At 72.6% G+C, this 25,538-nt stretch carries 19 protein-coding genes; 9 read left to right on the plus strand and 10 right to left on the minus strand.

The window, feature by feature from the left end; translation table 11 throughout:
- Positions 1-9: 9 nt before the first annotated feature.
- Entirely contained in the window at positions 10-1,020 is a 1,011-nt protein-coding gene (locus tag FDO65_RS00075; protein WP_137447477.1) for an aldo/keto reductase family protein, read from the plus strand.
- A 20-nt stretch (positions 1,021-1,040) separates the two neighbouring features.
- Here FDO65_RS00075 and FDO65_RS00080 read toward each other — a convergent pair whose 3' ends face one another.
- Positions 1,041-1,574, minus strand: coding sequence for a peptidase (locus tag FDO65_RS00080; protein ID WP_137447478.1), 534 nt, complete (start codon positions 1,572-1,574; stop codon positions 1,041-1,043).
- A gap of 140 nt (positions 1,575-1,714) precedes the next feature.
- On the opposite strand from FDO65_RS00080, the gene FDO65_RS00085 reads away from it, so the two are divergent.
- Positions 1,715-2,809, plus strand: a complete 1,095-nt coding sequence (locus FDO65_RS00085) for a class I SAM-dependent methyltransferase (protein WP_205849702.1) — start codon at positions 1,715-1,717, stop codon at positions 2,807-2,809.
- A 268-nt stretch (positions 2,810-3,077) separates the two neighbouring features.
- On the opposite strand, the gene FDO65_RS00090 is transcribed toward FDO65_RS00085, so the two are convergent.
- Entirely contained in the window at positions 3,078-4,457 is a 1,380-nt protein-coding gene (locus FDO65_RS00090) for an HNH endonuclease signature motif containing protein (RefSeq protein ID WP_137447480.1), read from the minus strand.
- A 231-nt stretch (positions 4,458-4,688) separates the two neighbouring features.
- Between FDO65_RS00090 and recC the strand changes: the two genes are divergently transcribed.
- The 3 genes from recC to recD are packed head-to-tail and all read left to right on the plus strand — an operon-like array spanning position 4,689 to position 13,584.
- Positions 4,689-8,156, plus strand: coding sequence for an exodeoxyribonuclease V subunit gamma (recC, locus tag FDO65_RS00095; RefSeq protein ID WP_137447481.1), 3,468 nt, complete (start codon positions 4,689-4,691; stop codon positions 8,154-8,156).
- Positions 8,153-11,635 (plus strand): UvrD-helicase domain-containing protein, encoded by a 3,483-nt coding sequence (locus FDO65_RS00100; protein WP_240757334.1) that lies wholly within the window; start codon positions 8,153-8,155, stop codon positions 11,633-11,635. The genes recC and FDO65_RS00100 overlap by 4 nt, the downstream gene beginning before the upstream one ends.
- Positions 11,632-13,584: an exodeoxyribonuclease V subunit alpha gene (gene recD, locus FDO65_RS00105; RefSeq protein WP_137447482.1), complete on the plus strand. Its 1,953-nt coding sequence runs from the start codon at positions 11,632-11,634 to the stop codon at positions 13,582-13,584. Before FDO65_RS00100 ends, recD begins: the two co-directional genes overlap by 4 nt.
- 23 nt (positions 13,585-13,607) lie before the next feature.
- Here recD and FDO65_RS00110 read toward each other — a convergent pair whose 3' ends face one another.
- Both FDO65_RS00110 and FDO65_RS00115 read right to left on the minus strand, forming a co-directional pair.
- Complete coding sequence (locus tag FDO65_RS00110; protein WP_137447483.1) at positions 13,608-14,156, minus strand: TIGR03086 family metal-binding protein; 549 nt, start codon at positions 14,154-14,156, stop codon at positions 13,608-13,610.
- 128 nt (positions 14,157-14,284) lie between these two features.
- On the minus strand, positions 14,285-14,587 hold the full coding sequence (locus FDO65_RS00115; RefSeq protein WP_137447484.1) for a hypothetical protein: 303 nt from the start codon (positions 14,585-14,587) through the stop codon (positions 14,285-14,287).
- Positions 14,588-14,669: 82 nt separating this feature from the next.
- On the opposite strand from FDO65_RS00115, the gene FDO65_RS00120 reads away from it, so the two are divergent.
- Positions 14,670-15,326, plus strand: coding sequence for a TetR/AcrR family transcriptional regulator (locus FDO65_RS00120; RefSeq protein ID WP_137447485.1), 657 nt, complete (start codon positions 14,670-14,672; stop codon positions 15,324-15,326).
- Here the strand turns inward: FDO65_RS00120 and FDO65_RS00125 are convergent.
- The 4 genes from FDO65_RS00125 to FDO65_RS00140 all read right to left on the minus strand — a co-directional run bounded on the left by FDO65_RS00125 (position 15,318) and on the right by FDO65_RS00140 (position 19,065).
- A complete protein-coding gene (locus tag FDO65_RS00125; protein WP_240757335.1) occupies positions 15,318-16,586 on the minus strand; it encodes a cytochrome P450 in 1,269 nt (422 codons plus the stop codon). The two genes, FDO65_RS00120 and FDO65_RS00125, sit on opposite strands and share 9 nt — an antisense overlap.
- Before the next feature lie 65 nt (positions 16,587-16,651).
- Positions 16,652-17,344, minus strand: coding sequence for a VIT1/CCC1 transporter family protein (locus tag FDO65_RS00130; RefSeq protein ID WP_137447486.1), 693 nt, complete (start codon positions 17,342-17,344; stop codon positions 16,652-16,654).
- Between the two features lie 27 nt (positions 17,345-17,371).
- The gene (locus FDO65_RS00135) at positions 17,372-18,055 is read right to left on the minus strand and encodes an SAM-dependent methyltransferase (protein ID WP_137447487.1); all 684 of its coding nucleotides are present in this window, start codon (positions 18,053-18,055) and stop codon (positions 17,372-17,374) included.
- Positions 18,052-19,065 (minus strand): NAD(P)/FAD-dependent oxidoreductase, encoded by a 1,014-nt coding sequence (locus FDO65_RS00140; protein ID WP_137447488.1) that lies wholly within the window; start codon positions 19,063-19,065, stop codon positions 18,052-18,054. Before FDO65_RS00140 ends, FDO65_RS00135 begins: the two co-directional genes overlap by 4 nt.
- Before the next feature lie 94 nt (positions 19,066-19,159).
- Here FDO65_RS00140 and FDO65_RS00145 point away from each other — a divergent pair, with 94 nt between their 5' ends.
- Together FDO65_RS00145 and FDO65_RS00150 are read left to right on the plus strand one after the other, a co-directional pair.
- A complete protein-coding gene (locus tag FDO65_RS00145) occupies positions 19,160-19,792 on the plus strand; it encodes a helix-turn-helix domain-containing protein (protein WP_137447489.1) in 633 nt (210 codons plus the stop codon).
- Positions 19,793-19,979: 187 nt separating this feature from the next.
- Positions 19,980-20,720 carry a hemerythrin domain-containing protein gene (locus tag FDO65_RS00150; protein ID WP_137447490.1) on the plus strand — a complete coding sequence of 247 codons (741 nt, stop codon included), beginning with the start codon at positions 19,980-19,982 and terminating at the stop codon, positions 20,718-20,720.
- Between the two features lie 11 nt (positions 20,721-20,731).
- On the opposite strand, the gene FDO65_RS00155 is transcribed toward FDO65_RS00150, so the two are convergent.
- Positions 20,732-21,535, minus strand: a complete 804-nt coding sequence (locus tag FDO65_RS00155) for an aminoglycoside phosphotransferase family protein (protein WP_137447491.1) — start codon at positions 21,533-21,535, stop codon at positions 20,732-20,734.
- A 237-nt stretch (positions 21,536-21,772) separates the two neighbouring features.
- Here FDO65_RS00155 and FDO65_RS00160 point away from each other — a divergent pair, with 237 nt between their 5' ends.
- Positions 21,773-22,027 (plus strand): hypothetical protein, encoded by a 255-nt coding sequence (locus FDO65_RS00160; RefSeq protein ID WP_137447492.1) that lies wholly within the window; start codon positions 21,773-21,775, stop codon positions 22,025-22,027.
- Positions 22,028-22,106: 79 nt separating this feature from the next.
- Here FDO65_RS00160 and FDO65_RS00165 read toward each other — a convergent pair whose 3' ends face one another.
- Positions 22,107-25,532: an ATP-binding protein gene (locus FDO65_RS00165; RefSeq protein ID WP_137447493.1), complete on the minus strand. Its 3,426-nt coding sequence runs from the start codon at positions 25,530-25,532 to the stop codon at positions 22,107-22,109.
- Between the last annotated feature and the right edge of the window lie 6 nt (positions 25,533-25,538).

Genomic DNA, 25,538 nt, shown 5'->3' on the forward strand with positions numbered 1-25,538 from the left:
GTTGGAGCCATGGAGTTCCGTTACCTGGGCCGTTCCGGCCTCAAGATTTCCGAGATCACCTACGGCAACTGGCTGACCCACGGGTCACAGGTGGAGAACGACGTCGCCACCGAGTGCGTTCGCGCGGCGCTCGACGTAGGCATCACCACCTTCGACACCGCCGACGTCTACGCCAACGGCGCCGCCGAGTCCGTGCTGGGCGAGGCGCTGAAGGGCGAGCGTCGGGCCGGCCTGGAGATCTTCACCAAGGTGTACTGGCCGACCGGTCCGAAGGGCCACAACGACGTCGGGTTGTCCCGCAAGCACATCATGGAGTCGATCGACGGCTCGTTGCGCCGGTTGCAGACCGACTACGTCGACCTGTACCAAGCGCACCGCTACGACACGTTCACCCCGCTCGAGGAGACGATGCAGGCGTTCGCCGACGTCGTCCGGCAGGGCAAGGCCCTGTACATCGGGGTCAGCGAGTGGACGGCCGACCAGATCCGGGCCGGTGCGCAGCTCGCCCGCGAACTGGGCATCCAGCTCATCTCCAGTCAGCCGCAGTACTCCATGCTGTGGCGGGTCATCGAGGACGAGGTGGTTCCGGCCAGCCGTGAGCTCGGGTTGAGTCAGATCGTCTGGTCACCGATGGCGCAGGGCGTGCTGTCCGGGAAGTACCTGCCGGGTCAGCCGTTGCCGGAGGGTTCGCGGGCGGCGGACGACAAGGGCGGGGCCGGCGCGATCCAGCGCTTCATGCGGGACGACGTACTGAGCGCGGTGCAGAACCTGAAGCCGATCGCCGACGACCTGGACCTGTCCATGGCGCAGCTGGCCATCGCCTGGGTCCTGCAAAACGACAACGTCGCGGCCGCACTGGTCGGGGCGTCCCGTCCGGATCAGGTGCGGGGCAACGTGAAGGCCGCGGGAGTCACGCTCACGGCCGATGTGCTGACCCGGATCGACGAGGCACTGGGCGACGTCGTGGTGCGCGACCCGGCGCAGACGGCGGCCAACGCGCCGAAGAAGCGCCCCGCCTGATTCCGGTTCCGCCCCGCTGGTCAGGCGGCCAGGAACATCGCCAGCACGGCCGTGTCGGCGTCGGTCTGCGGATCGACGCCGGCTCGGCTGACCATGCTGCTGACGTTGCCGTGCTGGTCGGCCTCCACCCAGGCGGCCCGGTGGTCCAGGCCGAGATGAGGGAGCCCCGGCAGCAGCACGCAGCCGGTGGCGACCTCGTCGAGTTCCGGCAGAGACGGGCGGATCTCGGTCGGTGGGTGCAGGACGAGCAGTCCCGGGGGCTGGGTCGAGGCGAAACGTCCCGGCTGAACGGCGTTCTCGCCCACCACAGGTCCCTCGGCGAGGATGAGTCCCACGGTGCCCGGCACGGACTGTTCGGGTCGTTCCTCCCGGACGGAGAAGACGGTGGTGGTCGGCAGCATCCCGGGCACGGCCGCTACCCGGACGGCCAGTACGAGGAAGCGGGCCCATTCCACGGTCGACGCCGGCCAGCGTCCGGACACCAGGAATCCGCTGAGGATGCCGTCGGCCTGGAACGGTGACACCTCGACGGACGGTGCAGCTCTCTCGGTCATGTGATCGCCCTCCCCGATGGGGCCGTGCTTCCCGGACCGCCGTAGCGGTGGCGATCATGGTCCGTCAGCGGTTGGCTGGCACACAAGACGGGTCGAGTGCCAATCGCCGGCCGCCGCGAGCCCGCCGAAGGGAGCGCGACGTGAGTGAGCAGCTGACCGCCGAGGAACTGGGTGAGAGGGTCTTCCACTCCGCTCTGGCCGGTCTGGAGACCTTGTCCATCCATCTGGGCGACACCCTGGGGTGGTACCGCAGCCTGGCCGACGACGGACCGGCGACGGCCGACGAGCTGGCCGCCCGGACGTCGACGACGCCGCGGTACGCCCGGGAGTGGCTCGAACAACAGGCGGTGGCCGGCTACCTGACCGTCGCCGATGACGCCGGTGGCGAGGCCGCGGACCGCAGATTCGCGCTGACCGCCGCGGCGCGGGAGGTCTTCACCGACGGCGAGAGCCTGTCCTATCTGGCACCGCTGGCCCGGCTGGTCGCTGCGGTGGGGGTGCAGATGCCGGGTCTGCAGCGGGCGTACCGGGACGGCGGGGGTGTGGGTTGGGCACAGTTCGGGGACGACATGCGGACCGCGCAGGCCGATATGAACCGACCCTGGTACCGGCACGAGTTGCCGGGGGTGTTGGCGGCGCTGCCCGGGGTGCACGACCGACTGGCCCGGCCCGGCGCTCGAATACTCGACATCGGTTGCGGCGCTGGGCATTCCACCGTGGCACTGGCCACGGCCTACCCGCAGGCCACTGTCCTCGGCATCGACATCGACGCACCGTCCGTCGAGTTGGCGCGTCAGGCGGCGGTGGATGGTGGGGTGGCCGACCGGGTCGAGTTCCGGGTGGGCGACGCCTCCGCGCCGGATCTTCGGCCGGGGAGTGACGCGCGGTTCACGGCGGCGTTCGCCTTCGAATGCATCCATGACATGCCCCGCCCGGTCGACGTGCTCCGGCAGGTGCACGACGTCCTTGACCCGCAAGGGGTGATGGTGGTGATGGACGAGGCCACCGCGGAGGCGTTCGCGCCGAACGGCGACGAGGTCGAGCGGATGCTCTACGCCTTCAGTGTCACCGTGTGTCTGCCGGACGGCTTGAGTTCGTCTCCGTCGGTGGGAACGGGAACGGTGATGCGCCCGGACACGCTGCGCCGCTATGCGTCCGAGGCCGGCTTCTCGGATGTCGAGGTACTGCCGACCGGGGAATTCGGGTTCTGGCGGTTCTATGCCCTGAACCCCTGACGACGAGCAGCCCCGGGGGATCCCAGCGCTCAACGGGCCAGATGGTGGGGTGGTGTCCTGGGAATCGGAACGGTCGCGGTTCGACGGAGTTGCTCCTCGGGCTTGGGGGATGGCGGGACCACCGGTGACGTGATCCCCTGGTGACGGTGGCACCGCGGCGACTCGGCTCAGGACGAAGGCGGGCTGACCCGATTTGTCCGACGCTGCGCCTGGCTTGATCACAACAGGAGCCATCATCTTTTGACAGTGACCCTGGCGCTTGCCTGAGTCAGAACGAGGGCGGATCATCGTCGTCATCCCGTGTTGCCGCGAGAGGTGCTGTCGCGGTACGGGTTTCGGGTGGCTCCCAGTGTCGGGTGTGTGCTCGGGTGTAGGTGCGGCCGAGGGGGGTGGTCCAGTGGTGATCGCCGTCGGGGGTGCGGCGCAGTTGGTAGCCGCCGGTGTCTTTGGCGCGGTGGTGGCGGCGGCACAGGACGGCCAGGTTCTCGGCGGATGTGTCGCCGCCGGTGGTGTGGCCGGGGTGGAAGGGTTCGCGGTGGTCGACATCGCAGCGGTGGGCGGGTTGCCGGCAGCCCGGCATCACGCAGGTGACATCTCTGGTGAGGACGAAGTCGGTGAGCGCCTTCGGTGGGGTGTAGGTGGTGCGGCCGTAGTCGAGCAGGGCTCCGCTGGTGGGGTCGCAGACCAGGCGCCGCCAGGTGGCGTCGGCGGCGATGACCCGGGCTTGGGCGGGGGTGATGGGTCCGTGCCCGACCAGCTCAGCGACCTGTCCGCGGGCGGCGTCGGGGTCGAGCAGGGCGGTGGCGGGCAGGGTGACCAGCAGGTGCGGTCGGCGCCGCTGGGTGGTCGGTAGGGGCTGGTCGGTGGATAGGAGGCCGCGGTCGAGGATGTCGGTGCACACGTCGACCAGGGCATCGACCCGCCGTTCCCCGACCGACCGGTCATCCCCCTCTGTCTTGGCGGCGTCGGCGGCGGCGGTCAGGCAGTCCCAGATCACGGCGACGTCCTGCGCGGTCCCGTACAACGACAGACACGCCATCCCATCCAGATCGCTACGCCGGGACACGGAGCGTCGGCGGCGGGCCTGCTCGTGGCGACGCTGCGCCCCGTCGGGATCCCGGCGGATCACCGACCGGGCCACCGCGTTCCGCAACCCCGGCACCGTCGACGACCCAGCGGCCGGCAGGACATCGGCCTCCACCAGCGCGGTGACCTCGCCGGTCAGATCCGCAGTGCCCCGGCAAATCACCGACGCCTTCCCCGGCGAGATCCGGCCCTGCTCCAGGGCGTGCAGAGTGGCCGGGCAGCGGGCGGTCAACTCGGCCGCCTCCAGCAGATACCGGCCCGCGGTCGACTCGGCCACCCCCAGCGCCAGAGCCAACTCGGTGGCCAGGAACTCCTCCACCCCGCCCGGGTCCTCCGCCGCAGCGGCGGACAACTCGACCAGGTCATGAACCTGCTGCGCCGACTCATAGGCCACCCATCGCTGCCGGGCGATCACCGCGTCCAACAGGACGTTGGCCCACTCCCGCGCCGAACACCCCACCGGACGCTCCGGACGCGACCCCAACAGCGGCGGCAGCTCGGACGCCGGGGCCGCCACGACAGCGGAGCGCCACTGCTCGGGGGACTGATGAGTAACGGGCATGCCTCACCATAGCAGGAGATCGAACAGGTGTATGTATGTACACACGTTCGTTCTATTGGTAGAGTGATGTCGACCGCTCGTCCACGGAGCGGAATCGCGCTGCCGTCACGATTCTCGCCCCGTCGTGGCGGGCGTTCCAAGTTGTCCACAAACACGGGGTACCGCCACTGTCGGTCGGTGGCGTCGGCGAGACTGGGAATCGCCGTCGGGGATGAGCAGGGGGGAGCGGACATGGCGTTGTGTGTGCACCGTGCCGAACGCTCCGACACGCTGGTCGCGGCGCTGGCCGAGGTGATGGCCGTCCCGCTGGCTGATCCGTTCGCCGAGGAGGTCGTCGCCGTCCCGGCCCGCGGTGTCGAGCGCTGGCTGACCCAGCGGCTGGCCCACCGTCTCGGCGCCGGTCCGGGAACCGACGACGGCATCTGCGCGGCGGTGCGGTTCCCTTCTCCGGCTCGGCTGCTGGCCGAGGTGGTGGGGCGACCGGAAGACGACCCGTGGACCCCGGAACGGCTGGTCTGGCCGCTCCTGTCGACGCTGGACGCCAGCGCCGGCGATCCGGTCCTGTCGCCCGTCACCGCGCACATCGGCCTGGACGTTGCCGAAGGCGATGCTCCGGCGACTCACCGGGAGACCCCGGACGACCGGGCCGGTCGGGAACATCGGCGCGGGCGGCGGTGGGCGACGGCCCGCCGGTTGGCCGGCCTGTTCGCGGGTTACGCGACGGCCCGTCCGACGCTCATCCGGGCCTGGTGCGACGGGCGGGACGAGGACGGACTCGGCCAGCGTCTCCCGGACGATCTGCGGTGGCAGCCCGAATTGTGGCGCCGGATGCGTCAGCTGATCGATGGCCCGGACCCGGTCGAGCGGCTGGGTGCGGCCAGCAAGCGCCTGGCCGACGATCCGGGCAGCGTCGACCTGCCCGCGCGGGTCTCGCTGTTCGGGCCGACAGCATTGCCGGCCGCCCACCGGGAGCTGCTCGACGCCCTGGCCCGCGACCGTGACGTGCACCTGTGGCTGCCCCATCCCTCACCCGCGCTGTGGGCCGGGCTCGGTCCGCTGACCCGGGCCGGTGAGCGGGCGGTGGGCCCCCGCTCACGTGCATCCGACCCGTCCGTCGTCGTCGTCCGGAATCCGCTGCTGGCTTCGCTGGGACGGGACAGCCGCGAGATGCACACGGTGCTGCAGGGTCATGTCGACCTCGACGAGCACCTGACGCCGCCCGGGGCGGTCAGGCCGGCGCCCGACACCCTGCTCGCCCGGCTACAGGATCGGATGCGCTCCGACGCCGCCACACCGGATCCGCGCCCCCTCGACCCGGCTGACCGCAGCGTGCAGGTCCATGCTTGTCATGGCGCCACCCGGGAGGTCGACGTGTTGCGGGATGTGTTGGCCCGCGCCTTCGCCGACGACGAGACCCTTGATCCGGGCGATGTTCTCGTGCTGTGCCCGGACATCGAGACGTTCGCTCCGCTCATCTCGGCGGCCTTCGGGCTGGCCGATGTCGTCGAGAGCGCGGCGGATTCTGGGGGTGTGGTGTCCGCCGCCGGCCATCCCGCCCACCAGATCCGGGTGCGGTTGGCGGACCGTTCGCTGCGGCAGACCAACCCGGTGCTCGGTGTGATCACCCGACTCCTCGACCTGGCCGGCGGCCGGTTCACTGCCTCGGAGGTGCTGGATCTGCTGTCGACCGCCCCGCTGCGTCAGCGGTTCCGGTTGGACGAGGATGATCTCGAGCAGATCGCCGCCTGGGTGGCCGAGTCCGGGGTGCGGTGGGGGGTGGATGCCGACCACCGCAACGCGTTCCGGCTGGGCGAGTTCAGTCAGAACACCTGGCGATCGGGCCTGGATCGGCTGTTGGTCGGCGTGGCGATGAGTGAGCAGGACCAGCAGTGGCTGGGGCTGGCGCTGCCGCTCGACGACGTCGGTTCGGCCGACATCGACCGGGCCGGCCGGTTGACGGAGGCCGTGAGCCGGGTGGCGCAGGTGCTGGACGACTGGTCCCGGCCACGCCCGCTGCAGGAGTGGGTCGTCTCTCTCGGCTCCGCGATCGACCTGCTGACCGCGGTGCCGCCGTCCGCCGGGTGGCAATTGGCGGAGGTACGGCGTGAGTTGGCGACCGTGGTGGCCGACGCCGGTGAGCGGGCGGCCGCGGTCGTCCTGCGGCTCGACGATGTCCGGGCCCTGCTCGGCCGGCTGCTGGCCGGCCGCCCCACCCGGGCCAACTTCCGCACCGGAACCCTGACGGTCTGCACGATGGTGCCGATGCGGTCGGTGCCGCACCGCATGATCTGTCTGCTGGGTGTCGATGATGGCGTCTTCCCCCGCCAGTCCGTGCGAGACGGCGACGACGTCACCGCCCGGGCCCCGGTGGTCGGTGAACGGGATCCCCGGTCCGAGGATCGCCAGTTGCTCCTCGACGCCATCATGGCGGCCGGCGAGAAGCTGGTGATCACCTACGCGGGGGCCGACGAGCGCACCGGTGCCGTCCGTCCACCAGCCGTACCCCTGGGGGAGTTGCTCGACGAGCTCGACAACACCGCCTCCGGTTCGGTCCGCGAGCAGGTTCTGACGCGACACCCCCTGCAGCCCTTCGATCTTCGGACGGTCATCCCCGGGCGACTGGGGGTACCCGGCGAGCCGTTCACCTTCGACCCGGCGGCCCTGGCCGGCGCCCGCGCGGCCCGCAGCCCCCGGCGCTCGGCCGGACGGTTCCTGGAGGCGCCCTTGCCGCCGGCCCGGTGGGGTCCGGGGAGCGGGGGCGATGTCGACCTCGCCGACCTGCTCGACGTGACCAGGTCACCGGTGCGGGCGTTCCTGCGGCGTCGGCTCGACCTGGCGTTGCCGTTCGACGAGGCCGAACCCCAGGACGGTGTCCCGGTGGCCCTAGACGGCCTGCAGGCCTGGACCATCGGGGACCGGCTGCTGCAGGGGCGGCTCGCCGGGCGGGACGAGCAGCGCCTCGAGCAGATCGAATGGCGGCGCGGTGCGCTCCCACCCGGGCGGCTGGGCCAGCGGATGCTCGGGCAACTGCTGGCGGAGGTGCGGCCGCTGGCCGACCGGACGGCGCCGTTGCGCGCTCCGGGTCGGCGTTCGGTCGACGTCGTGGCGCCCTTCGCGCCCGGGCGCGCGGTCCGCGGCACCGTCGACACCCTCTACGGCTCGACGCTGGTCACGGTGACCTATTCGCGGCTCGGGCCGGCGGCCCGGCTGGCGGCCTGGGCCAGACTGCTGGCCCTGACGGTGTCCGAACCCGATGGAAGCTGGGCGGCGGAGACGATCGGGCGCGGTACGTCCGGCCCCCGGCGCGCCACCGTCCCACCCCTGACGCCCGCCGAGGCGTCCGGCCACCTGGCCCAGCTGATCGATGTGTTCGACCGGGCGATGTCCGAACCCCTGCCGCTGCCGCTCAAGGCTTCCGCGGCCTACGCCGAGCGGCGTCGCCGCGGCGGTTCCGTGTCGGAGGCGGAGACGGCCGCTGATCTGAAGTGGAGGACAGAGAAGTTCCCGGGTGAGGACGCCGACGCCGCCCATGTGCTCGTCTTCGGTGCGCACCGCCCCTTCTCGGCCGTCCTGGCCGCGCCGGCCCGACCGGACGAACAGTGGTCCGACCACGGGGACGTCGAGCCCCACCGCTTCGGGCAGCTCGCCGTCCGGTTGTGGGGACCGCTGCTGGACTGTGAATCGCAGGGCCCGCTGTGACCGGCCCCCGCGAAGCCGCGGCCCCGGCGTTGCTGGAACGCGGCGACCGCCTGGGTGTCCCGGCCTTCGACCTCGTCGGCCCGTTGCCGACCGGAACGACGGTGCTCGAAGCCAGCGCCGGGACCGGCAAGACGCACACCATCGCCGCGCTGGTGACCCGCTACGTCGCCGAGGGAGTCGCCGCCCTGGACGATCTGCTGGTCGTCACCTTCAGTCGGTCGGCCAGTCAGGAGTTGCGGGAACGGGTGCGCGAGCACCTGGTGCGGGCGTCCCGCGCCCTGGCCGACCCGGCGACGGCCCGGCACGACGAGGACGAGGTCATCCGCCATCTGGCGACCCCGCCCCCCGGGAGCCCGGACGAGGTCTCGGCCCGCCATCGCCGTCTGCTGACCGCTCGGGCCGACTTCGACGCGGCCACCATCGTGACGACCCACGGTTTCTGCCAACTGGTGCTCGCCTCGCTCGGCGTCGCCGGTGACAGTGACGCCGGAGTGGAACTCGTCGAGGACCTTTCCGATCTCGTCGGGGAAGTGGTGGACGACCTGTACCTGCAGGGCTTCGCGGGTCGGCACGCCGGGGACGGAGCGCCGTTCCTGGACCCCGACCAAGCGGCCAGGCTGGGCCGGCAGGTGGTCGAGGACCCGCAGGCCGAGTTGGCCCCGGCCGACGCGCAACCGGGTTCGGTGGCCTACCGGCGGGTGCGGTTCGCTGCCGCGGTCCGGGCCGAGGTGCAGCGGCGCAAACGGCGCCGCCGGGTGCTGGGTTTCGACGACCTGCTGGTGCGGCTGGCGGCGGCGCTGCGCGACAGCGAAGCCCCGGCGCTGGCCCGGATGCGGCGACGGTGGAGCACCGTACTGGTCGACGAGTTCCAGGACACCGATCCCGTGCAGTGGGAGATCCTGTCGCAGGCGTTCGCCGACGTGGCCACCCTGGTGCTGGTCGGGGATCCCAAGCAGGCCATCTACGCCTTCCGGGGCGGCGACATCCACACGTATCTGCGCGCCACCGCGGCGGCAACCGCGCACGCCACTTTGGACGTCAACCGACGGAGCGACGCGCCGTTGGTTGATGCCCTCCAGGTGCTGCTGGGTGGCCTGGAACTCGGCGATCCTCGGATCCCGGTCCGGCCGGTCAGTGCCGCGGAGCGGGGGAGCCGGCTGACCGGGGCACCGGTGTCGGCGCCCGTCCGCTTGCGCGTGCTGGACGCCCGGCGACACGACACCGCCCGCGGAAAGATCCGGATCGGCCCGGTGCGGCCCTTCATCGCCCGCGATCTGGCCGCGGACATCGCCGAACTGCTCGGCTCCGACGCCTGCTGGGACGGCCGCCCTCTGCAGGCCGGGGACGTGGCCGTGCTGGTGTCCCGGCACGCGCAGGCCGAGCAGGTGCGGCAGGCGTTGGCGGCCAAGGGCATCGCGGCCGTGGTCGCCGGCCCGAGCAATGTCTACACGGCGCCGGCCGGCACCGACTGGCTCACTCTCCTGGAGGCCCTGGAGCAACCGCACCGCTCCGGTCGAGCTCGGGCCGCGGCGCTGACCCCGTTCGTCGGCCACACCGCGGCCGAGCTGAACGCCGGGGGCGAAGCGCTGACCGACTCGCTCAGTGCCCTCTTCGCGCGGTGGGCCGAACTGCTGGCCGAGCGTGGGGTCGCCGCGCTGATGGAGGTCGCGGAGATCGACCGGGGGATGCCGGCTCGGGTGCTCGCCACGCCGGACGGTGAGCGACGGATGACCGACCTGCGGCACGTCGGCGAAGCGCTTCACACGGCGGCGATCACCGACGGTCTCGGGGTCGGCGCGCTGGCCGAATGGCTGCGCCATCGGCGCCGGGAACGACCCGGCGGCACCGCCGACGAGCGGGTCCGGCGGTTGGAGACCGACGCGGCCGCCGTGCAGGTGCTGACCGTGCACGCCAGCAAGGGCCTGCAGTTCCCCGTCGTCTACCTCCCCTTCGCCTTCGACCGTTGGGTGTCCGAGGAGAACGTCGACCCGGTGCGCTACCACGACCCGGACAGCGGTCAGCGCACCGTCGACGTCGGCGGTCCGGGGAGCCCGGGACGAGCCGACCGGGTCGCCGCGGCCCTGGCCGAGGATGCCGCGGAATCGCTCCGGCTGCTGTACGTGGGGCTGACGCGGGCGCGATCGCAGGTGGTGTTGTGGTGGGGTCCGACCACGACCACCGAGTGTTCACCGCTCCACCGGGTGCTGTTCGGACGGCGACCGGAGTCCGGCTCCGTTTCCGACCGCGTGCCGGTGAGGTCCAGCGACGAGTCCGGCCAACTCCTGCTGCGCATCCAGCGGGCCGGCGGGCTGATGGTGGAGGAGGCCTCCATCTCGGCCATCGCCGCCGCCCCCCGACAGGACGACAGTGACGACGTCCTCGCCGTTGCGACGTTGACCCGCAGCCCCGGAGCCGGATGGCGTCGGCTGTCCTACACGTCGCTGTCCTCGGCGGCTGCCGCCGGTCCCGAACCGACCGGGGTGGGCAGCGAACCGGAGACCGGACAGCGGGAGGACGAAGCGCTCCCGGTGACCGCTGTCGTCGCGCCGTTGGTGACGGGAGGCGACCCGGACGTTCCCGGGCTCGCGCCATCGCCCGCCTCGACGGATGTGCCGCTGCCCCTGTCGCCGATGGGTCAGCTACCCGTCGGGGCCGCCTTCGGCACCCTCACCCACGCCGTCCTGGAGCTCGCCGACCCGCAGGCCCCGGACCTGGCCGCCGAACTCCTGCACCGGTGTCGCGAAGAGGTGCCACGGCACGCCCAACCGCTGGACCCGGACGCGTTGGCCGCCGCGTTGCTGCCGGTGCTGCGGACCCCGTTGGGGCCGCTGGCCGGCGACCGCACCCTCGCCGACATCGGCCGACGGGACCGGCTGGCCGAGTTGACCTTCGAAATGCCGCTCTGCGGCGGCGATCTGGCCGCCGGCGGTGCCGGTCAGGTCGGCACCCTGGGTGAGGTGGCCGGCCTGCTGCGGGCGCACCTGCCGGCCTCCGATCCGCTGGCCGGCTACGCCGACCGGTTGGCCGACCCGGGTCTGGCCCACCAGCCCCTGTGGGGTTATCTGACCGGCAGCCTGGACGTCGTCCTGCGGGTCGACGACGGCAGCGGCCCCCGCTACCTGGTCGCCGACTACAAGACCAACTGGCTCGGCGACCTCGACAGTGCGCCGGGGTCCGGTCTTGGAGCGCCGCCCGACGTGCGGGCCTACCGGCCGGCCGGTCTGGCCGCCGCGATGGCCGGCTCCGACTACCCCCTGCAGGCGCTGCTCTACGGGGTGGCCCTGCACCGGTTCCTTCGTTGGCGGCAACCCGGCTACGACCCGGCGGTCCACCTGGGCGGGGTGCTGTACCTGTTCGTCCGGGGCATGTGCGGCCCGCAGACCCCGGTCGAGAACGGTCAGCCCTTCGGGGTTTTCGGGTGGAAGCCGCCGGCCGGGCTGATCACCGACCTGTCCGATCTGTTGGGGGGCGGACGATGACCACGCCGTCAGGCGCCGGACCCGACCCCGGTGCGATCGAGGTGCTCGACCGTGACGCCGGTGACCCCGACCTGGCGATCGGCGCGACCGGACTGCTCGGCGAACTCAACCGCGCCGGGGTGCTCGCGGTCGCCGACGTGCACGTGGCCGAGCGCCTCGGCGTGCTCGGCGCCGAGCCCGACGAGTCGGTCCGGCTGGCCACGGCCCTGGCCGTCCGCGCGGCCCGCAGCGGATCGGTCTGCGTCGACTTGACCCAGGCGCCGCAGCTCGCGCCGGACGTCGCCTGGCCCGAGATGGGGCCCTGGGTCGAACGGGTGCGCGCCAGCGTGCTCCTCGACGACACCGGCCCCCTGCGGTGGGAGTACGACCGGCTCTACCTGACCCGCTACCGGCAGGAGGAGGAACAGGTGCGGGCCGACCTGGTCGCCCGTACCCGCCAGGCGCCACCGGACGTCGACAGCGACCGTCTGGCGGCCGGTCTCGAGCGGTTGTTCGTGCTGGCCGAAGGTGGGAACGCCGGTGTCGCCGCCGGGGTGGCCGATCAGCGCGCGGCCGCCCGAGCGGTGGTCACCGGATGGACGACCGTGCTGGGCGGTGGCCCCGGGACGGGGAAGACGACCACCGTGGCTCGTGTGCTGTCGCTCCTGCTCGACCAACCCGTCCCCGGGCACCGCGACCGATCGTCGACCGCGACGCCGCTGCGGGTGGCCCTGGCGGCCCCGACCGGCAAAGCGGCCGCTCGATTGCAGGAGGCGGTCAACGCCGAAGCCGGCCGGTTCGACCCCGCCGACCGTCACGGGCTCGATCGCCTGGAAGCGGTCACCCTGCACCGTCTGCTGGGCAGTGTTCCCGGCCGATCACAACGGTTCCGACACGACCGGCAGCACCGCCTGCCCTACGACGTGGTCGTCGTCGACGAGACCTCGATGGTGTCGCTGACCCTGATGGCCCGGCTGCTGGCTGCGGTGCGGCCGGACTGTCGACTGGTGCTGCTCGGTGATCCGGACCAGCTGTCCTCGGTCGATGCCGGAGCCGTGCTGGCCGACCTGGTCGACGGCCTCCCCGGCCTGGCCGGGGAGCCACCGACGCCTTCCGCCGCACCTGACGCGGCGTCCTTCGCCTCGACGGCAGGCGACAACCGACCAGTGCCAACGGTTTCCGGATCCCCGCCGACGGTCATCACCCCACCGTCGGTGGTGCTGCTGCGGCACCCGTTCCGATTCGGATCCGCCATCGCCGCCCTGGCCGAGGCGGTGCGCGACGGCGAGGCGGACCGGGCCCTGGACCTGCTGTCGGGGGACGACGGGCACCTGCGGCTGGTCGTCGACGGGCGCGATCCGTCGGTGCGGCGACCGGTCGTCGAGGCGGCGCTCGCGGTGGTGGCCGCCGCTCGACGGGGCGACGCCGAGCGGGCGCTGGACCACCTGCTGCAGCACCGCCTGCTGTGTGCCCACCGCACCGGGCCCCGCGGCGTCAGCGACTGGGAGGCCCGCGTCGAGCGGTGGGCCGCCGAATCGGGAGTGACCGTGCAACCGGGCCGCTGGTACCTCGGCCGGCCGGTCCTCGTCACCATGAACGACTACGCCCTCGGCCTGTACAACGGCGACAGCGGGGTGACCATCGCCGACGGCGACGGTGGATTGCGGGTCGCGTTCCCGTCCGTCACCGGCTGGCGGACCTTCGCCCCCCGCCGCCTGGCGGCGGTGCAGACGACCCACGCCCTCACCGTGCATCGCAGCCAGGGCAGCCAGTTCGGGCACGTGACCTTCGTGCTCCCCGAGGCGGACTCTCCACTGGCCACCCGTGAGCTGCTCTACACAGCGCTCACCCGCGCCCGCAACGGCGTCACCCTGGTGGGCACACCGGAGGAGTTGCGGTCCGCCGTCGAGCGCCCGGTCACCAGGGCCAGCGGTCTGCGACAACGGCTGCGGGACCGCCGCGACTTGTGATCGATCGTCGGGCGGAGCACCGGTCAGCCCCGTCGCCACCACCGGTTGCGACCGGCCCGCGCCAGCAGCTCGATGAGGTCCTCGGTGCACCCCGGTACCGGGATGGCCGGCGCGTAACGGTCGGCGGTGAACCACCGGTCTCCGTGCTCGCGGGCCTGGTCGAGGACATGCGCGAGCAGGTCGTTGGGCAACTCGTCGGGCGCCCCGATGGCGCGGGCCAGGTCCCAGGTGTGAATGGCCAGTTCGGTGGCCGCCCGCCACAGCACCTCGCCGGCCGGTACCGGGCCATCCGGACCGTCGACCGTCGCCGACCAGTCCTCGACCGTGCCGAAGGCGGTCAGCGCCGCCGCCGACGCGGCCGACCAACGTGCCGGTCGGTCGACGGTCTGACCGTCCGGTGGCGCGGTTCCCAGGGCCGCGGCGACGGCCAGCTGCCCAGCCGTGACGTGGTCGACGAGGCCGTCCACCGTCCACCGCGGATCCGGGGTCGACAGGCCCCACTGGTGATCGCGCACCAGACCGACGCGTTGACCGAACTGCCGGATCGCGCTGCGGTAGATCGGGAGTTCCATCACCGTTCCATTGTCCACCGGGCGTCGACGTCGCTCGGCGGCAGACCGTCGCCGGCCGTCCTCGACGGCACGTGTCCGAAGACGTCCGGCAGCTGTCACTACGGGCCGACGGCCGGGAGGCGGGGCGCTCAGATGGTCTGTCGAACCGCCGATCCCGAGGCGTGGAGGACCTCGAGCCGCTCCGTGCGCGGCTCGGTGTCAGGCCGGCGGCCACCGAAGGCAGCGTCCACCGCCAGGTGGATGCGCCGATCGAAGGCGCGGCGACACAGCTCGGCCGACTCCCAGACGTCGACGTAGCGGAGCCCGCCGTCGGGTCGGCGGATGCACAGGTGAATCAGCTGCCCCTCCAACGGTTCCGGCCCGATGTTGTCCACGATCCGCCAGTACATGGCGTCGTCGATCGGAACGTCCTGGATGAATGCGTACACCATGGCGTGGCCTCCGGTTCCTGTGTGGCACCATGGTCCAAATTGACCCGAAGGCAATTCGGACGAAAAGGAAACGGTACGGCTGATGGTCGACGCGGTCAAGGGTTCCGGCGCGCGACGGGGTTACCGCTCGGCCCAACGCGCCGAGCAGGCGGCGGCGACCCGTCGCGAGGTGCTGGCCGCCGCCCGCGCGCTGTTCACCACGAATGGCTACCGCGCCACCACGATCGGCGACATCGCCGGAGGCGCCGGGGTCGCGGTCGACACCGTCTACGCCGCCGTGGGTCGGAAGCCGGTCATCCTGCGCGAGCTGGTCGAGACGGCGATCTCGGGTACCGACCGGGCCGTGCCCCCGGAGGAACGCGAGTATGTCGTGGCGGTGAGGCGGGCGGTCCGCGCTCACGAGAAGCTGCGTCTGTACGGGCAGGCCATCAGCGCCGTCCAGCAGCGGCTGGGGCCGATCTTCCTGGCGTTGCGCGACGCCGGGGTGGACGATCCGGCCTGCGCTGAGGTGTGGTCGACGATCGCCGCCCGTCGGGCGGCCAACATGCGGGTGTTGGCCGGCGAGCTGCGCTCGACCGGTGAACTGCGCGACGACCTGACCGACGAAGCGGTCGCCGACGTGCTGTGGAGCATGAACGCGGCCGAATACTGGGATCTGCTCGTCCGCCAGCGAGGCTGGTCGCCGGACGAGTTCGGCCGCTGGCTGGGCGACGCGTGGGCCCGGCTGCTCCTACGCTGAGGACGGTGCGAGCCTCAGATCTTCCAATCCGTGGATGACGAAGGACGGATGGAAGACGGGGTCCTCGACCATCCGCAGTCCGGGGCAGCGCTGGATGAGCTGCAGCAACGAACAGCCCAGCTCGAGCCGGGCCAACGGGGCCCCGATGCAGAAGTGCAGCCCACCACCGAAACCGATGTGGGTGGCGTCGCCCCGGTCGACCAGGAAGGCGTCCGGTTCGGGGAACCGGGACGGGTCCCGGTTGGCCGAGCCGAAGAGCATGCCGATCCGTTCACCGACCGCGAACCGTCGGCCACCGAACTCCACCCCGTCGTCCAGCACCCATCGTTCGAACAGCTGCAACGGGGCGTCCCAACGGATCATCTCCTCGACCGCGGTGGCGGGCTCGACCAACCCGTCGGTGAGCCGGTGCCACTGGTCGCGGTGGCTCAGCAGCGCCCGAACGCCGTTGCCGAGCGTGTTGACCGTGGCCTCGTGCCCGGCGTTGAGCAGCACGATGACGGTGCCGAGGATCTCGTCGTCGGTCAGCCGGTCACCGGAGTCGGCCACCTCGGCCAGCGCGGTGATGAGATCGTCCGCCGGCCGGGCCCGCCGCTGGACGAGCAGATCGGTGACGTAGGCGAGGAATTCGTCGGCGGCCCGTTCCGCCGCCTGTTCCTGGGCCGGGGTGCGGTGCAGCTCGTACATCTTGACGATGGCGTGCGACCAGTCCAGTAGCCGCGGGCCGTCGGCGACCGGCACACCGAGCAGCGTGCAGATCACCGCCACCGAGTACGGCTGCGCATAGTCGGCGATCAGATCGAAAGAACCTTCCGCGTCGGCGATCTCGACGGCACGATCGAGGTGCGCGGCGGCCAGTTCGGTGATGCGGGGCTCCAGACGGGCCACCGACCGGGCAGTGAACACCGCGGTCACCAGTCGGCGCAGCCGGGTGTGGTCCGGTGGCTCCAGGTTCAGCAGCGACCACCGTTCGGACTCCTCCCATCGCGGCCACCGCGCCTCGAACTCGGGCTGGCCGAACTCGGCCGGCGTGTAGCGGTGCGCGAAAGCCCGGCCCAGCCGACGGTCCCGGAGGGCGGCGTGCACCTCGGCGTAGCGGGGGAGGAGATACAGGCCCCGCGGGGCGTAGGTGACGACCGGGCCGGCGGCCCGCAGCAACGCGAACACCGGGTACGGGTCGGCGCAGAACGCGGCGTCCGCCGGGTCGAAACCGAAGTCCTCGGCGCGGGGCAGGTCGGGGTCCAGCGGTGGTGGCAGCACCGCCCGACGCTACCGCGGCGGCCGCCGGCGCCGGCCACAGCGCCGAAGTCACCCGAGCGGTCCTTCTACGGCCCGGCGAAGAGCTGGCCGCCCAGCCAGGACAGGCCCAGCGCGAGCCCGCCGACGACGACGGCCCGTCGGGCCACCCGGACGAACCCGGTGCGACCGACCCGCGCCACGATCCACGAGGTGAGGCACAGCGCCAGCAGGGTCGACGCGTAGACCATGGCGCCCTCCCACGGAGTGGGTGTGAGCAGGACCAGCGTCAGCGGGACCGCCGCCCCAAGCGCGAAGGACAGGCCGGCCCCGACAGCCACCGGCCACGGGTCGGCCGTCGGCCCCGAGATGCCGTACTCGGCCTCGGCGTGCGCCCGCAGCGCGTCCGTCGCACTGAGCTCCTCGGCCACCCGGGCGGCCGTCTCCGGGGACAGACCTCTGGCCCGGTAGATCTCGGCCAGCTCCGCCAGTTCGGCGGCGGGGCTGAGTTCGAGCAGTCGCCGTTCCTCCTCGAGCAGGCCGAATTGGACCTCCCGCTCGGCGGCTGCCTCGGCGTACTTGGCCCCACCCAACGAGAGTGCACCGGCCAGCAGGGCGGCCGCGGCGGCGAGCACGATGGCCTGGCCCCCCACCCCGGCCCCCGCCAAGCCCTCGACGATCCCGCCGGTGGCGATGATGCCGTCATTGACGTCGACGACACGGGCGGAAGCGCCGTCCCGGTCCAGGCCGAGGCGCTGCATCGTCGTCGATCTGCCGGTCACCCCAGCAGTCTCACCCCGGTGCGGGGTTCATCGGCGCCGGACGAGCACCACACCGTCCTTCAGTGTCCCCGTCGATCCGTCCGGGCCGGTCGCGGTGCGGGTGCGCACCTCGGCCAGCTCGACCTCGTGGAAGAACGGATCGAGGGCGAGGCCGGCGACGGTGTCCGCGGGGGCCGGGAAGTCGGCCGGACCGTGCCGGTGGCCGCCGGCCGCCTCCGATCCGTGGTGGTGCCGACCGGCCCACGGTGGTGCCTCGGCGTGGTCGACGACGAGCAGTCGTCCTCCGGGGCGGAGCGCCGCCAGGGCCGCCCGGAGCGCGGGTCCGCGATCGAAGGCGACGAACGACTGTAGGAACTGCGCGCTGACCAGATCCCAGTCGCCGTCGGGGATCCCGTCCTGCAGGTCGGCCTGCCGTACGGTCACCCGGTCGGTGACCCCGGCCTGGACGGCGGCCCGGCGGGTGCGCTCGACCGCGTTCGCGGCCAGATCGACACCGGTCACGTGCCAACCCCGGCCGGCCAGCCAGACGGTGTCACCCCCTTCGCCGCAGCCGAGGTCCAGCGCCGTGCCCACCGGCCAATCGCCGGCGAGATCGGCCAGCACGGTGTTGACCCGTCCGCTCCAGATGCGGTCGGACTCGGCGTAGCGGGCCTCCCAGGCCGTGCGCTGGTCCCCCTGCGCCGGGGAATCGTCGGCGGGTGGGTGGCTCATCGGCTCTCCAGGGCGGGTTGGGGGGCGGCGGCGCGGGCGGCCGCTGTTCTGGCGGCCGCGTCGGACGCGGCCAGTTCAGCATTGACCATGGCGCCGGTCATCGTCCCGCGCCCGGCGGCGACGACCACCATCACCATCGGGTCGGTGACGTTGCCGGCGAGCGACACGCCCGGCACGCTCGTGGCCCCGGTCATCGGGTCGCTCGGGTAGGTCTCGCCGAAGTGCGGACCCAGGGGGTGCGGGGCCGGCGTCAGACCCAGATCGTCAAGCACGGGGGAGTCGGCGACGGCGCGGGTGGTGACGGCCAGGGCGTCCCGACGGATCAGGCGCCCGTCGGTCAGGCGCACCCCGGACAGCCGATCGTCGGTGACGACGACCTGCTCGACCGGCACGTCGACGATCGGTACGCCCAGGGCGGTCAGCTGCTCGACGGCTTCGGCCGGTAGGACGCCGGGCTCGGCGAAGACGATCACGTCGGTGCTGAGCTGTCGGAACAGCAGGGTCTGGTGCAGGGAGTGGGGGCCGGCGGCCAGGATACCGATCGCCTGGTCCCGGACCTCCCAACCGTGACAGTAGGGGCAGTGCAACACGTCCCGCCCCCACCGGGCCGCCAGTCCCGGGACGGCCGGGAGCTGGTCGACGACCCCGCTGGCCACGATCAGCCGTCGCGCGCCGACCGTGCTCCCGTCGGCCAGGGCGATCCGGAAGTCGTCCCGCCCGCCGGAGGCTCCGACGGCGCGGGTGCGGCGGATATGGACGCCGTAGTGCTCGGCCTCGGCGCGGCCGGCCGCGAGCAGGTCGGCGGGGGCGGCGCCGTCGAGGCCGAGATAGTTGTGCATGCCGGCGGCGGGAGCGTTCCGGGGCGGCCCGCCGTCCAGCACGAGGACGGAGCGACGGGAACGGCCGAGGGTCACGGCGGCGCTCAGGCCCGCCGCGCCCGCGCCGACGACGACCACGTCGAAGAGTTCGGCCGGATCGGCCGGCCGGGAAGACTGGGCAGGTTCATTCATCGGTCACCTCCAGGGACCGCACCACTGTGACCTGTCGGCAAGCAGATCCGCGAGAGAATGTGCGAATCGGCAACATCGCCGGCATGCTGGGCGGATGACCGAACCCATCAGGCCGACGGCGGCATCACCCACGGTGGACGCCGTGCTGACGGCGGTCGGGCCGCGGCTGCGGGCCCTGCGCACCGAGCGGCGCCGCACCCTGCAGGAGGTCGCCGACGACACCGGCCTGACCGCCAGCACCATCTCCCGTCTCGAGACCGGCCGGCTGAAGCCCACTCTCGAGCAGCTGCTGCCGTTGGCGCGCACCTACCAGGTGCCCCTCGACGACCTGGTGGGCGCCCCGGAGACCGGTGATCCCCGGGTGCATCTGCGACCGTTCCGACGGAACGGCCGGACCATCGTGCCGTTGACCCGGCGGCCCGGCGGGGTGCAGGCCTTCAAGATGGTCATCCCGCCGACCGAGCGGGTGCCGCCGACCCTCCAGCAGCACGAGGGCTACGAGTGGTTCTACGTGCTGAGCGGCCGCATTCGTTTGCTGCTCGGCGACCAGGAGACGGTGCTGGGGCCGGGGGAGGTCGCCGAGTTCGACACCCGCGTTCCCCACGCCTTCGGCCCGGCCGACACCACGCCGGGGAGCCCGCCGGTGGAGATCCTGTCGCTGTTCGGTCCGCAGGGGGAGCGGGCCCACGTCGCCGCCCGGACGACCGCGGCCGCCGCCGGGCGCTGACCAAGCGGCGGACGCCGGTGCAGCGGTCCACCAGGTCACGACGCCGGGATCCGGGCCGCCCCCGGACGGAGTGCCGGCCGCCGCACGGCCCCTGGGTGGCCTGAGCTGCGCGTTCAGTCACCTTTGAGTGGTCACGGAGTGCTCCGTCGCACGGTGGACCGGCCAGTCACCGACCCGAGGAGTTCCGATGACCACCGCCCCCGCCGTCCCCCAGGTCCTGCTGCCCGGCCAGGCCGCCGCCCCCGAGGGGCCGATCGACATGATCGGCATGTACATGATGCATTTCGCGTTCCGGCGCGACCTGGACGCGTTCGCCCGCGCGGTCCCCGCCACCCCGGTCGCCGACCGGGCCGCGTGGATCGACCTGGCCGAACGGTGGGAGTTCTTCGCGTTCCTGCTCCACCACCACCACAGCGCAGAGGACGACACGTTGTGGCCGCCGTTGCTGGCGGCGGTCGACGCCGCCGGGGACGTCGCGGCCCGCGCGGTGCTGGACGACATGGAGGCCGAGCACGGTCAGATCGACCCGTTGCTGGCGGCCTGCCAGACCGGATTCCGTCGGTTGGCCGAGGTGGCCGATCCCGACGCCCACGCGGCCCTGGAGGTACGACTGGTGGCTGCTCGCCGCACCTTGGACGACCACCTGAGCCATGAGGAGACGGCGGCCATCCCGCTCATCCAGCGCCACATCGAGCCGGCCCGACAGTGGAAGGCCATCGAGAAAGCGATCTCCTCGGGGTACCCGGCGAAGTACCAGCTCCGCATCCTCGGTTGGGTCATGTACACGACGCCGGAGTCGGGTCGGGAGGCGTTGTTCCGGCAGCCCGGGGCTGGCGTCTTCCGGCTGCCGTGGAAGTGGTGGGTCGGCCCGCGCTTCGCCCGCAAGGAGGAGCGGGTCTTCGGCGCGGCCGCCGCCGCCCGGTCGTAGTCGACACCAACTCAAGGGCAACGAGTCTCACCGGCGGGGCGGGTCAGCAACCGGTCCAGCACCGCCCGCCACTGGGGCCTCCGGGGTCCGGCCGGTCCGAGCAGTTTCATCGACGTCTCGACGACGGCCCAGTCGCGGGCGCGGTCGGCGTCCAGGCCGCCCACGCGCGCGACGACGTCGAGTAGAGCCAGGGGATCGGCCTCCGGCCAACGACCCCACAGGAGGGCCGCGGTGCCGAACTCCGCCTCGACGGCCACCGGATGGGGGTCGATGACCAACCACGGCATCCGTTCGCCGGCCAGCACGTTCCGGTAGTGCAGGTCGGCGTTGACCAGGACGGGTGGGCCCAGGCAGTCACGCAGTCGGCGGCACCGGTCGGCGGCGTCGACGAAGAGGCGGTCCGCGGTCGACCGCCTCCGCAGCGAGTCCTCCCATCGCGCGAGAAGGGCTCGGCCGTCGGGGATGTCGGCCGAAGCCGGGCGGATCAACCGGGCCCGCAGCTCGGCCGCGACGACGATGGCGTCCGCCACGGGCAGCACGTCGAGGGTGCGGCGGGCGTCGAGACGTTCCAGGAGGCTGACGTTCTCGCTGGCATCGTGCCGGAGCAGCTCCACGGCTCCGTCGCCGCGCCAGATTCGCAGGGCGGCCCCGGCGGCGGCGTCGTCACCATCCGGACGGCCGAGGCGAAGCACTGCCGGCCGTCCGCGACCCGTCCGCACCGGCAGTACCAGGGCGGTGTTGCCGCGGACCCGCGTTCCGTCCGGCACCAGCTCCCAGCGGCGGCACCAGGTCGCGAGACGGTCGGAAGCAGCCATCCCGACAGTGTCGGGTACCGATGTGACGGTGTGAATGAGGTCTCAGCGTCCGCGGCCACATCCGGTCCATGCGCAGGAGTAGCGTTTTTGGCGTCAGGGACACGAGGCCTGGGCGCGATGGTGCTGCCAGTTCCCTGACGAGGCAGATGCGGACGTGGACGTCCGCTGTGCGAGACGCCGCCGTCCCCGATCTGCCCCTCCCTCTTCTGCACAGCCGCTCTCCTGGTGGAGGTTTTCATGAGCAACGTCCTTTTCGCCGATGCCCCCGTCGCGACCCCGGTCGCCGACATCCGTACTGCCCCCGCGCCGCGGCCGGCCCGGGCCGCCGTCGCCGCTCACCGGCCCAGCGCCTACCTGCGGGCGATCGACCCCTCGTTCGGTGCCCCGACGACGGGCCCGAGCGCCTACCTGCGAGCGATCGATCCCTCGCTGGCCGCTCCCCGCACCGGCGGCAGCGCCTACCTGCGGGCGATCGCCGGCTCCGCCCGCTGATCACCCACCGGCCGACATCATCGGCCGGACAGCCAGTTCCGGCGGTGGGCGCCACAGGCGCCCGCCGCCGTCGGCGTCCTCAGAAGCCGTACCGCGAGCGGAAGTCGGCCAGTCGCTGGGCCGCCAGCGGGATGGCCCACTGCTCACACAGCCGCTGGGCATCGTCGGCATGCCGCGCCGCGACCGCCCGCTCGCCGGTGGTGGCAGCGGCCACCGCGAGATAGGTGTCGATCGGGCCCATCGCCGAACTGGCTCCCGCGGCGGCCGGGGTCCCCGCCTGCTCCGCCAGTCGACCATAGACACCAGCAGCCAGGTCGACATCGCCCAGTGCGGCGGCGATCTCGGCAATCTGGGCATCCAGCGACGATCGCATCCAGGTGTCCTTCGGCCGGGGAACACCGCGAGTGCGCAGGTGCAGGTCCGCCTCGTCCCGTCGCCCCGTGCGGACCAGCATCCACAACAGGGTGGTGTGCATCGGCAGGTGCGAATGCTCGGCCATCGCGGCGAAGGCGTCCACCGTCTCCGGTCTGATGTCGTCGGTGATCATCTGCAGGACCAGCGCCGTGGACGCCGGCGCGGTGGCCTTGTGGGGCATGGAGGTCATCTCCATCAGCTGCGCCGACGCCGCCGTGAGTTCCCACGCCCGGGCCACGTCGCCCTGTAGGGCCAGCCAGGGTGCTTCCAGCCATCCCAGGGCGACCAGCGGCGAGGTCAGGGAGTGCGCTTGACACACCTCGCGGCCGCGGCGGATCTGCTCCCACATCACGTCGATCCGCCCCGTCTCGCCGGCCGCGGCGGCCAACAGGTACCGGGCGATGGCCAGGTGTCGCGCCTCCCCGGTCCGCTCGGCCGCGGCGACCGCCTCCCGGGCCAACCCGAAGCGTTCCTCCCGGGTGCCGGGACGCCAGGTCGCCTGGAAGGCGGCGGTCATCGCCCAGACCAGCAGGTCGGGTTCGTCCAGTCGCCGGGCCACGGCCAGACCCTGTTCGACCAGCGCGGCCCGTTCCTGCGGGGCGTCGGCGTAGTACAGCTCGGACGCCAATGCCAGCATCACCCGGCAGCCCAGCTCGGACTCCCGAGACGGCAGCTCGCGCAGGCAGTGTCGCAGCGCATCGACGATGCGGGGCTCGACCGTGTCGAACACCCGGGGCAGCCAGACGGCCGCCTCGATGGTGCCGATGGCGGCCCGTGCGGCCCGCTCGACGTCGCCCCGGGCGGCAGCAGTGTCGTAGGCGGCGAGCAGTGCCTCGTCCAGCCCATCCTGGTCGGCCCGCCACCGGCACACGTCGGCCCGTTGCATGTGCAGGTCGTAACGTTGCTGGTCGGTCGCCAGCGGGTCGGTGGCAGCCGCGAGGGTGGCGTCGCGGAGCAGGGCCGCCGCCTCGTCCCAGGCGCGCAGAGCCGCCGCATCGGCCGCCACTGCGGCTGCGGCCCGCCACGCCCGGCCCGCGTAGAGAGGTCCCGCGGCGATCCAGTGCCGGACCGCCTCGGATCGGGCGGTCGCCGGGTCCAGTGTGTGGCCCTCTTCCAGGGCCTTGGCCACCGCGGCGTGGTGGCGGCTGCGGCGGGTCAGCGGGAGCGACGACACCACCGCGTCCCGGACCAGCGCGTGCGCGAAAGCGTAGCGAGCTGCGTCGATCTCGGCGATCAGCCCCGCGGTCACCGCCGGTTCCATCGCCTCCAGGACGACATCGGGTTCCTGACCGGTGACGGCGGACAGCAGCAGGGCGTCGAAACGCTGACCCACGACCGCGGCCGCCAGCGTGGTCTCACGGCTCGGCGCCGGCAACTGCTGCAGCCGCGACCGCACGACATCGCCCACGGAGGTGGGGATATCGCCCGTCGCACCGCCCTGCCGGCTCAGGCGGATCAGTTCGGTGACGAAGAACGCGTTCCCTTTGGTGCGTGCCCACAGGTCGTCGGCCGATCGCTTGACCGGGGTCTCCTCGAGACCGGGAGAAGTGGCGCGCAGCAACGCCTCGATGTCCGGGGGACGCAGCCCGGCCAGATCCAGGCGGAGGGCGTCGTGACGCGCCAGGGACTCACCGAGCACGGCCAGCGGTGGTGCCGGGTCCGGCACCGGCCGTCGGCCGAGGACGACGGCCAGACGCGCGGTGCGGCAGCGGTCGACCACGTGCTGCAGCAGCGACAGGGTCGACGGGTCCGCCCAATGGAGGTCGTCGAGCACCACCACCAGCGGGGTCGTCCCGGCCGCCTCACGAAGCCGGACCACCACCGCCTCCCACCAGCGGAACCGGGTTCCCTCGTCGGCCGGGTCGTCGTCAAGGAAAGGCGTGACGACATCGAGATCCGGCAGCGGGTTCGGACTGAGACCGTCTGCGGTAGTGGCGGTGTCGAGCTGGCTGAGCAGCCGCCGCCACGGCCACAGAGGGGGCGCCCCGGAGTCCGCCGAGCAGGTCGCCGTCACGACCGTCATTCCCGCGACCCGGGCGCGGGTGGTCAGTGCGTCGATCAACCGGGTCTTCCCGATCCCGGCCTCGCCCACGATCAGCGCGGCGGTGGTCCTCCCGGACGTCGCCCGTCGCAGCACCACGTCCAGCTCGGCCAGTTCGGGGTCACGGCCGACGAGGGGCCAATCATGGGCCGTGTCGTCCGTTCGGTCCGGTGGTGCGGCGACGGCGTCCACCGGCGGTCGGGTCGACACTGTGATCGGCATCGCCAGCTGCCAGTGCAGTCTCTCGTCCTGTCGGAGAACGGCGGTCTCGACGTCCTGCAGGCCCGGCCCCGGGTCGATCCCGAGTTCGTCGGCCAGGGCCCTGCGGATGCGGCGGATGGTGTCCAAGGCGTCGCCCTGTCGACCGGCCCGGGCCAGGGCCAGGGCCGTCAGCGCCCACAACGGCTCGCGGACCGGGTGATCGGGCAGTAACGGCAGGAGCGCGTCGGCCACCGGGCCGTTCTCCCCGGCCGCCATCCGCAGCAACGCGAGGTCCTCGACGGCGACCAGGCGCAGACCCTCCAGCCGGGCTCGCTCCGCGATCACCCGGTCGTCGTCGGGCACATCGAGGAACGGGGTGTCCCGCCACAGATCGAGCAACTCCGTCAGGCGCGCCCGCAGCTCGCCGGCCACTGTTCCGGAGATCCCCGGCGGCAGGGTCGGCAGGCCGGATGTGGGGCGGGTCAGCTGGGCGTGGACGGCCGGTACCCCGGTGGCGAAGCGGCGGGAGTCGATGGAGTCGGTCGGCAGGTGCAGGGCGTAACCGGCCGGGGACGTGACGAGGACGGTGGCCGGGGTGCGGGCCGCCCGTCCCGGCTCCAGGATCTGCCGCAGCTTGGCCACGTAGGTCTGCAGCGACGGCAGCGCTGCCGCCGGACTGCGGTCCGGCCACACCGTCCCGGCGAGCCGTTCGGCGGAGATGGGCCGACCGCCCAGCAGGGCCAGCACCCCCAGCAGGGCCCGCGGTTTCGGGCCGCCGACGTCCGCGGGCGCCCCCGATCCGGGCTCGCCCCGCCAGACGGTGAGTGCACCGAGGTCGGCAATCCGCATGAGTGC

Source organism: Nakamurella flava (assembly GCF_005298075.1).
GTDB lineage: Bacteria > Actinomycetota > Actinomycetes > Mycobacteriales > Nakamurellaceae > Nakamurella > Nakamurella flava.

Excerpts from the sequence above, each read along its gene's own strand:
- FDO65_RS00135 (WP_137447487.1), bottom strand. The coding sequence starts at position 18,055 with ATGAGCCACCCACCCGCCGACGATTCCCCGGCGCAGGGGGACCAGCGC.
- FDO65_RS00150 (WP_137447490.1), top strand. The coding sequence starts at position 19,980 with ATGACCACCGCCCCCGCCGTCCCCCAGGTCCTGCTGCCCGGCCAGGCC.
- FDO65_RS00115 (WP_137447484.1), bottom strand. The coding sequence starts at position 14,587 with ATGGTGTACGCATTCATCCAGGACGTTCCGATCGACGACGCCATGTAC.
- FDO65_RS00165 (WP_137447493.1), bottom strand. The coding sequence starts at position 25,532 with ATGCGGATTGCCGACCTCGGTGCACTCACCGTCTGGCGGGGCGAGCCC.
- FDO65_RS00080 (WP_137447478.1), bottom strand. The coding sequence starts at position 1,574 with ATGACCGAGAGAGCTGCACCGTCCGTCGAGGTGTCACCGTTCCAGGCC.
- FDO65_RS00090 (WP_137447480.1), bottom strand. The coding sequence starts at position 4,457 with ATGCCCGTTACTCATCAGTCCCCCGAGCAGTGGCGCTCCGCTGTCGTG.
- FDO65_RS00140 (WP_137447488.1), bottom strand. The coding sequence starts at position 19,065 with ATGAATGAACCTGCCCAGTCTTCCCGGCCGGCCGATCCGGCCGAACTC.
- FDO65_RS00120 (WP_137447485.1), top strand. The coding sequence starts at position 14,670 with ATGGTCGACGCGGTCAAGGGTTCCGGCGCGCGACGGGGTTACCGCTCG.
- FDO65_RS00155 (WP_137447491.1), bottom strand. The coding sequence starts at position 21,535 with ATGGCTGCTTCCGACCGTCTCGCGACCTGGTGCCGCCGCTGGGAGCTG.
- FDO65_RS00145 (WP_137447489.1), top strand. The coding sequence starts at position 19,160 with ATGACCGAACCCATCAGGCCGACGGCGGCATCACCCACGGTGGACGCC.
- FDO65_RS00110 (WP_137447483.1), bottom strand. The coding sequence starts at position 14,156 with ATGGAACTCCCGATCTACCGCAGCGCGATCCGGCAGTTCGGTCAACGC.
- FDO65_RS00075 (WP_137447477.1), top strand. The coding sequence starts at position 10 with ATGGAGTTCCGTTACCTGGGCCGTTCCGGCCTCAAGATTTCCGAGATC.
- recD (WP_137447482.1), top strand. The coding sequence starts at position 11,632 with ATGACCACGCCGTCAGGCGCCGGACCCGACCCCGGTGCGATCGAGGTG.
- FDO65_RS00160 (WP_137447492.1), top strand. The coding sequence starts at position 21,773 with ATGAGCAACGTCCTTTTCGCCGATGCCCCCGTCGCGACCCCGGTCGCC.
- recC (WP_137447481.1), top strand. The coding sequence starts at position 4,689 with ATGGCGTTGTGTGTGCACCGTGCCGAACGCTCCGACACGCTGGTCGCG.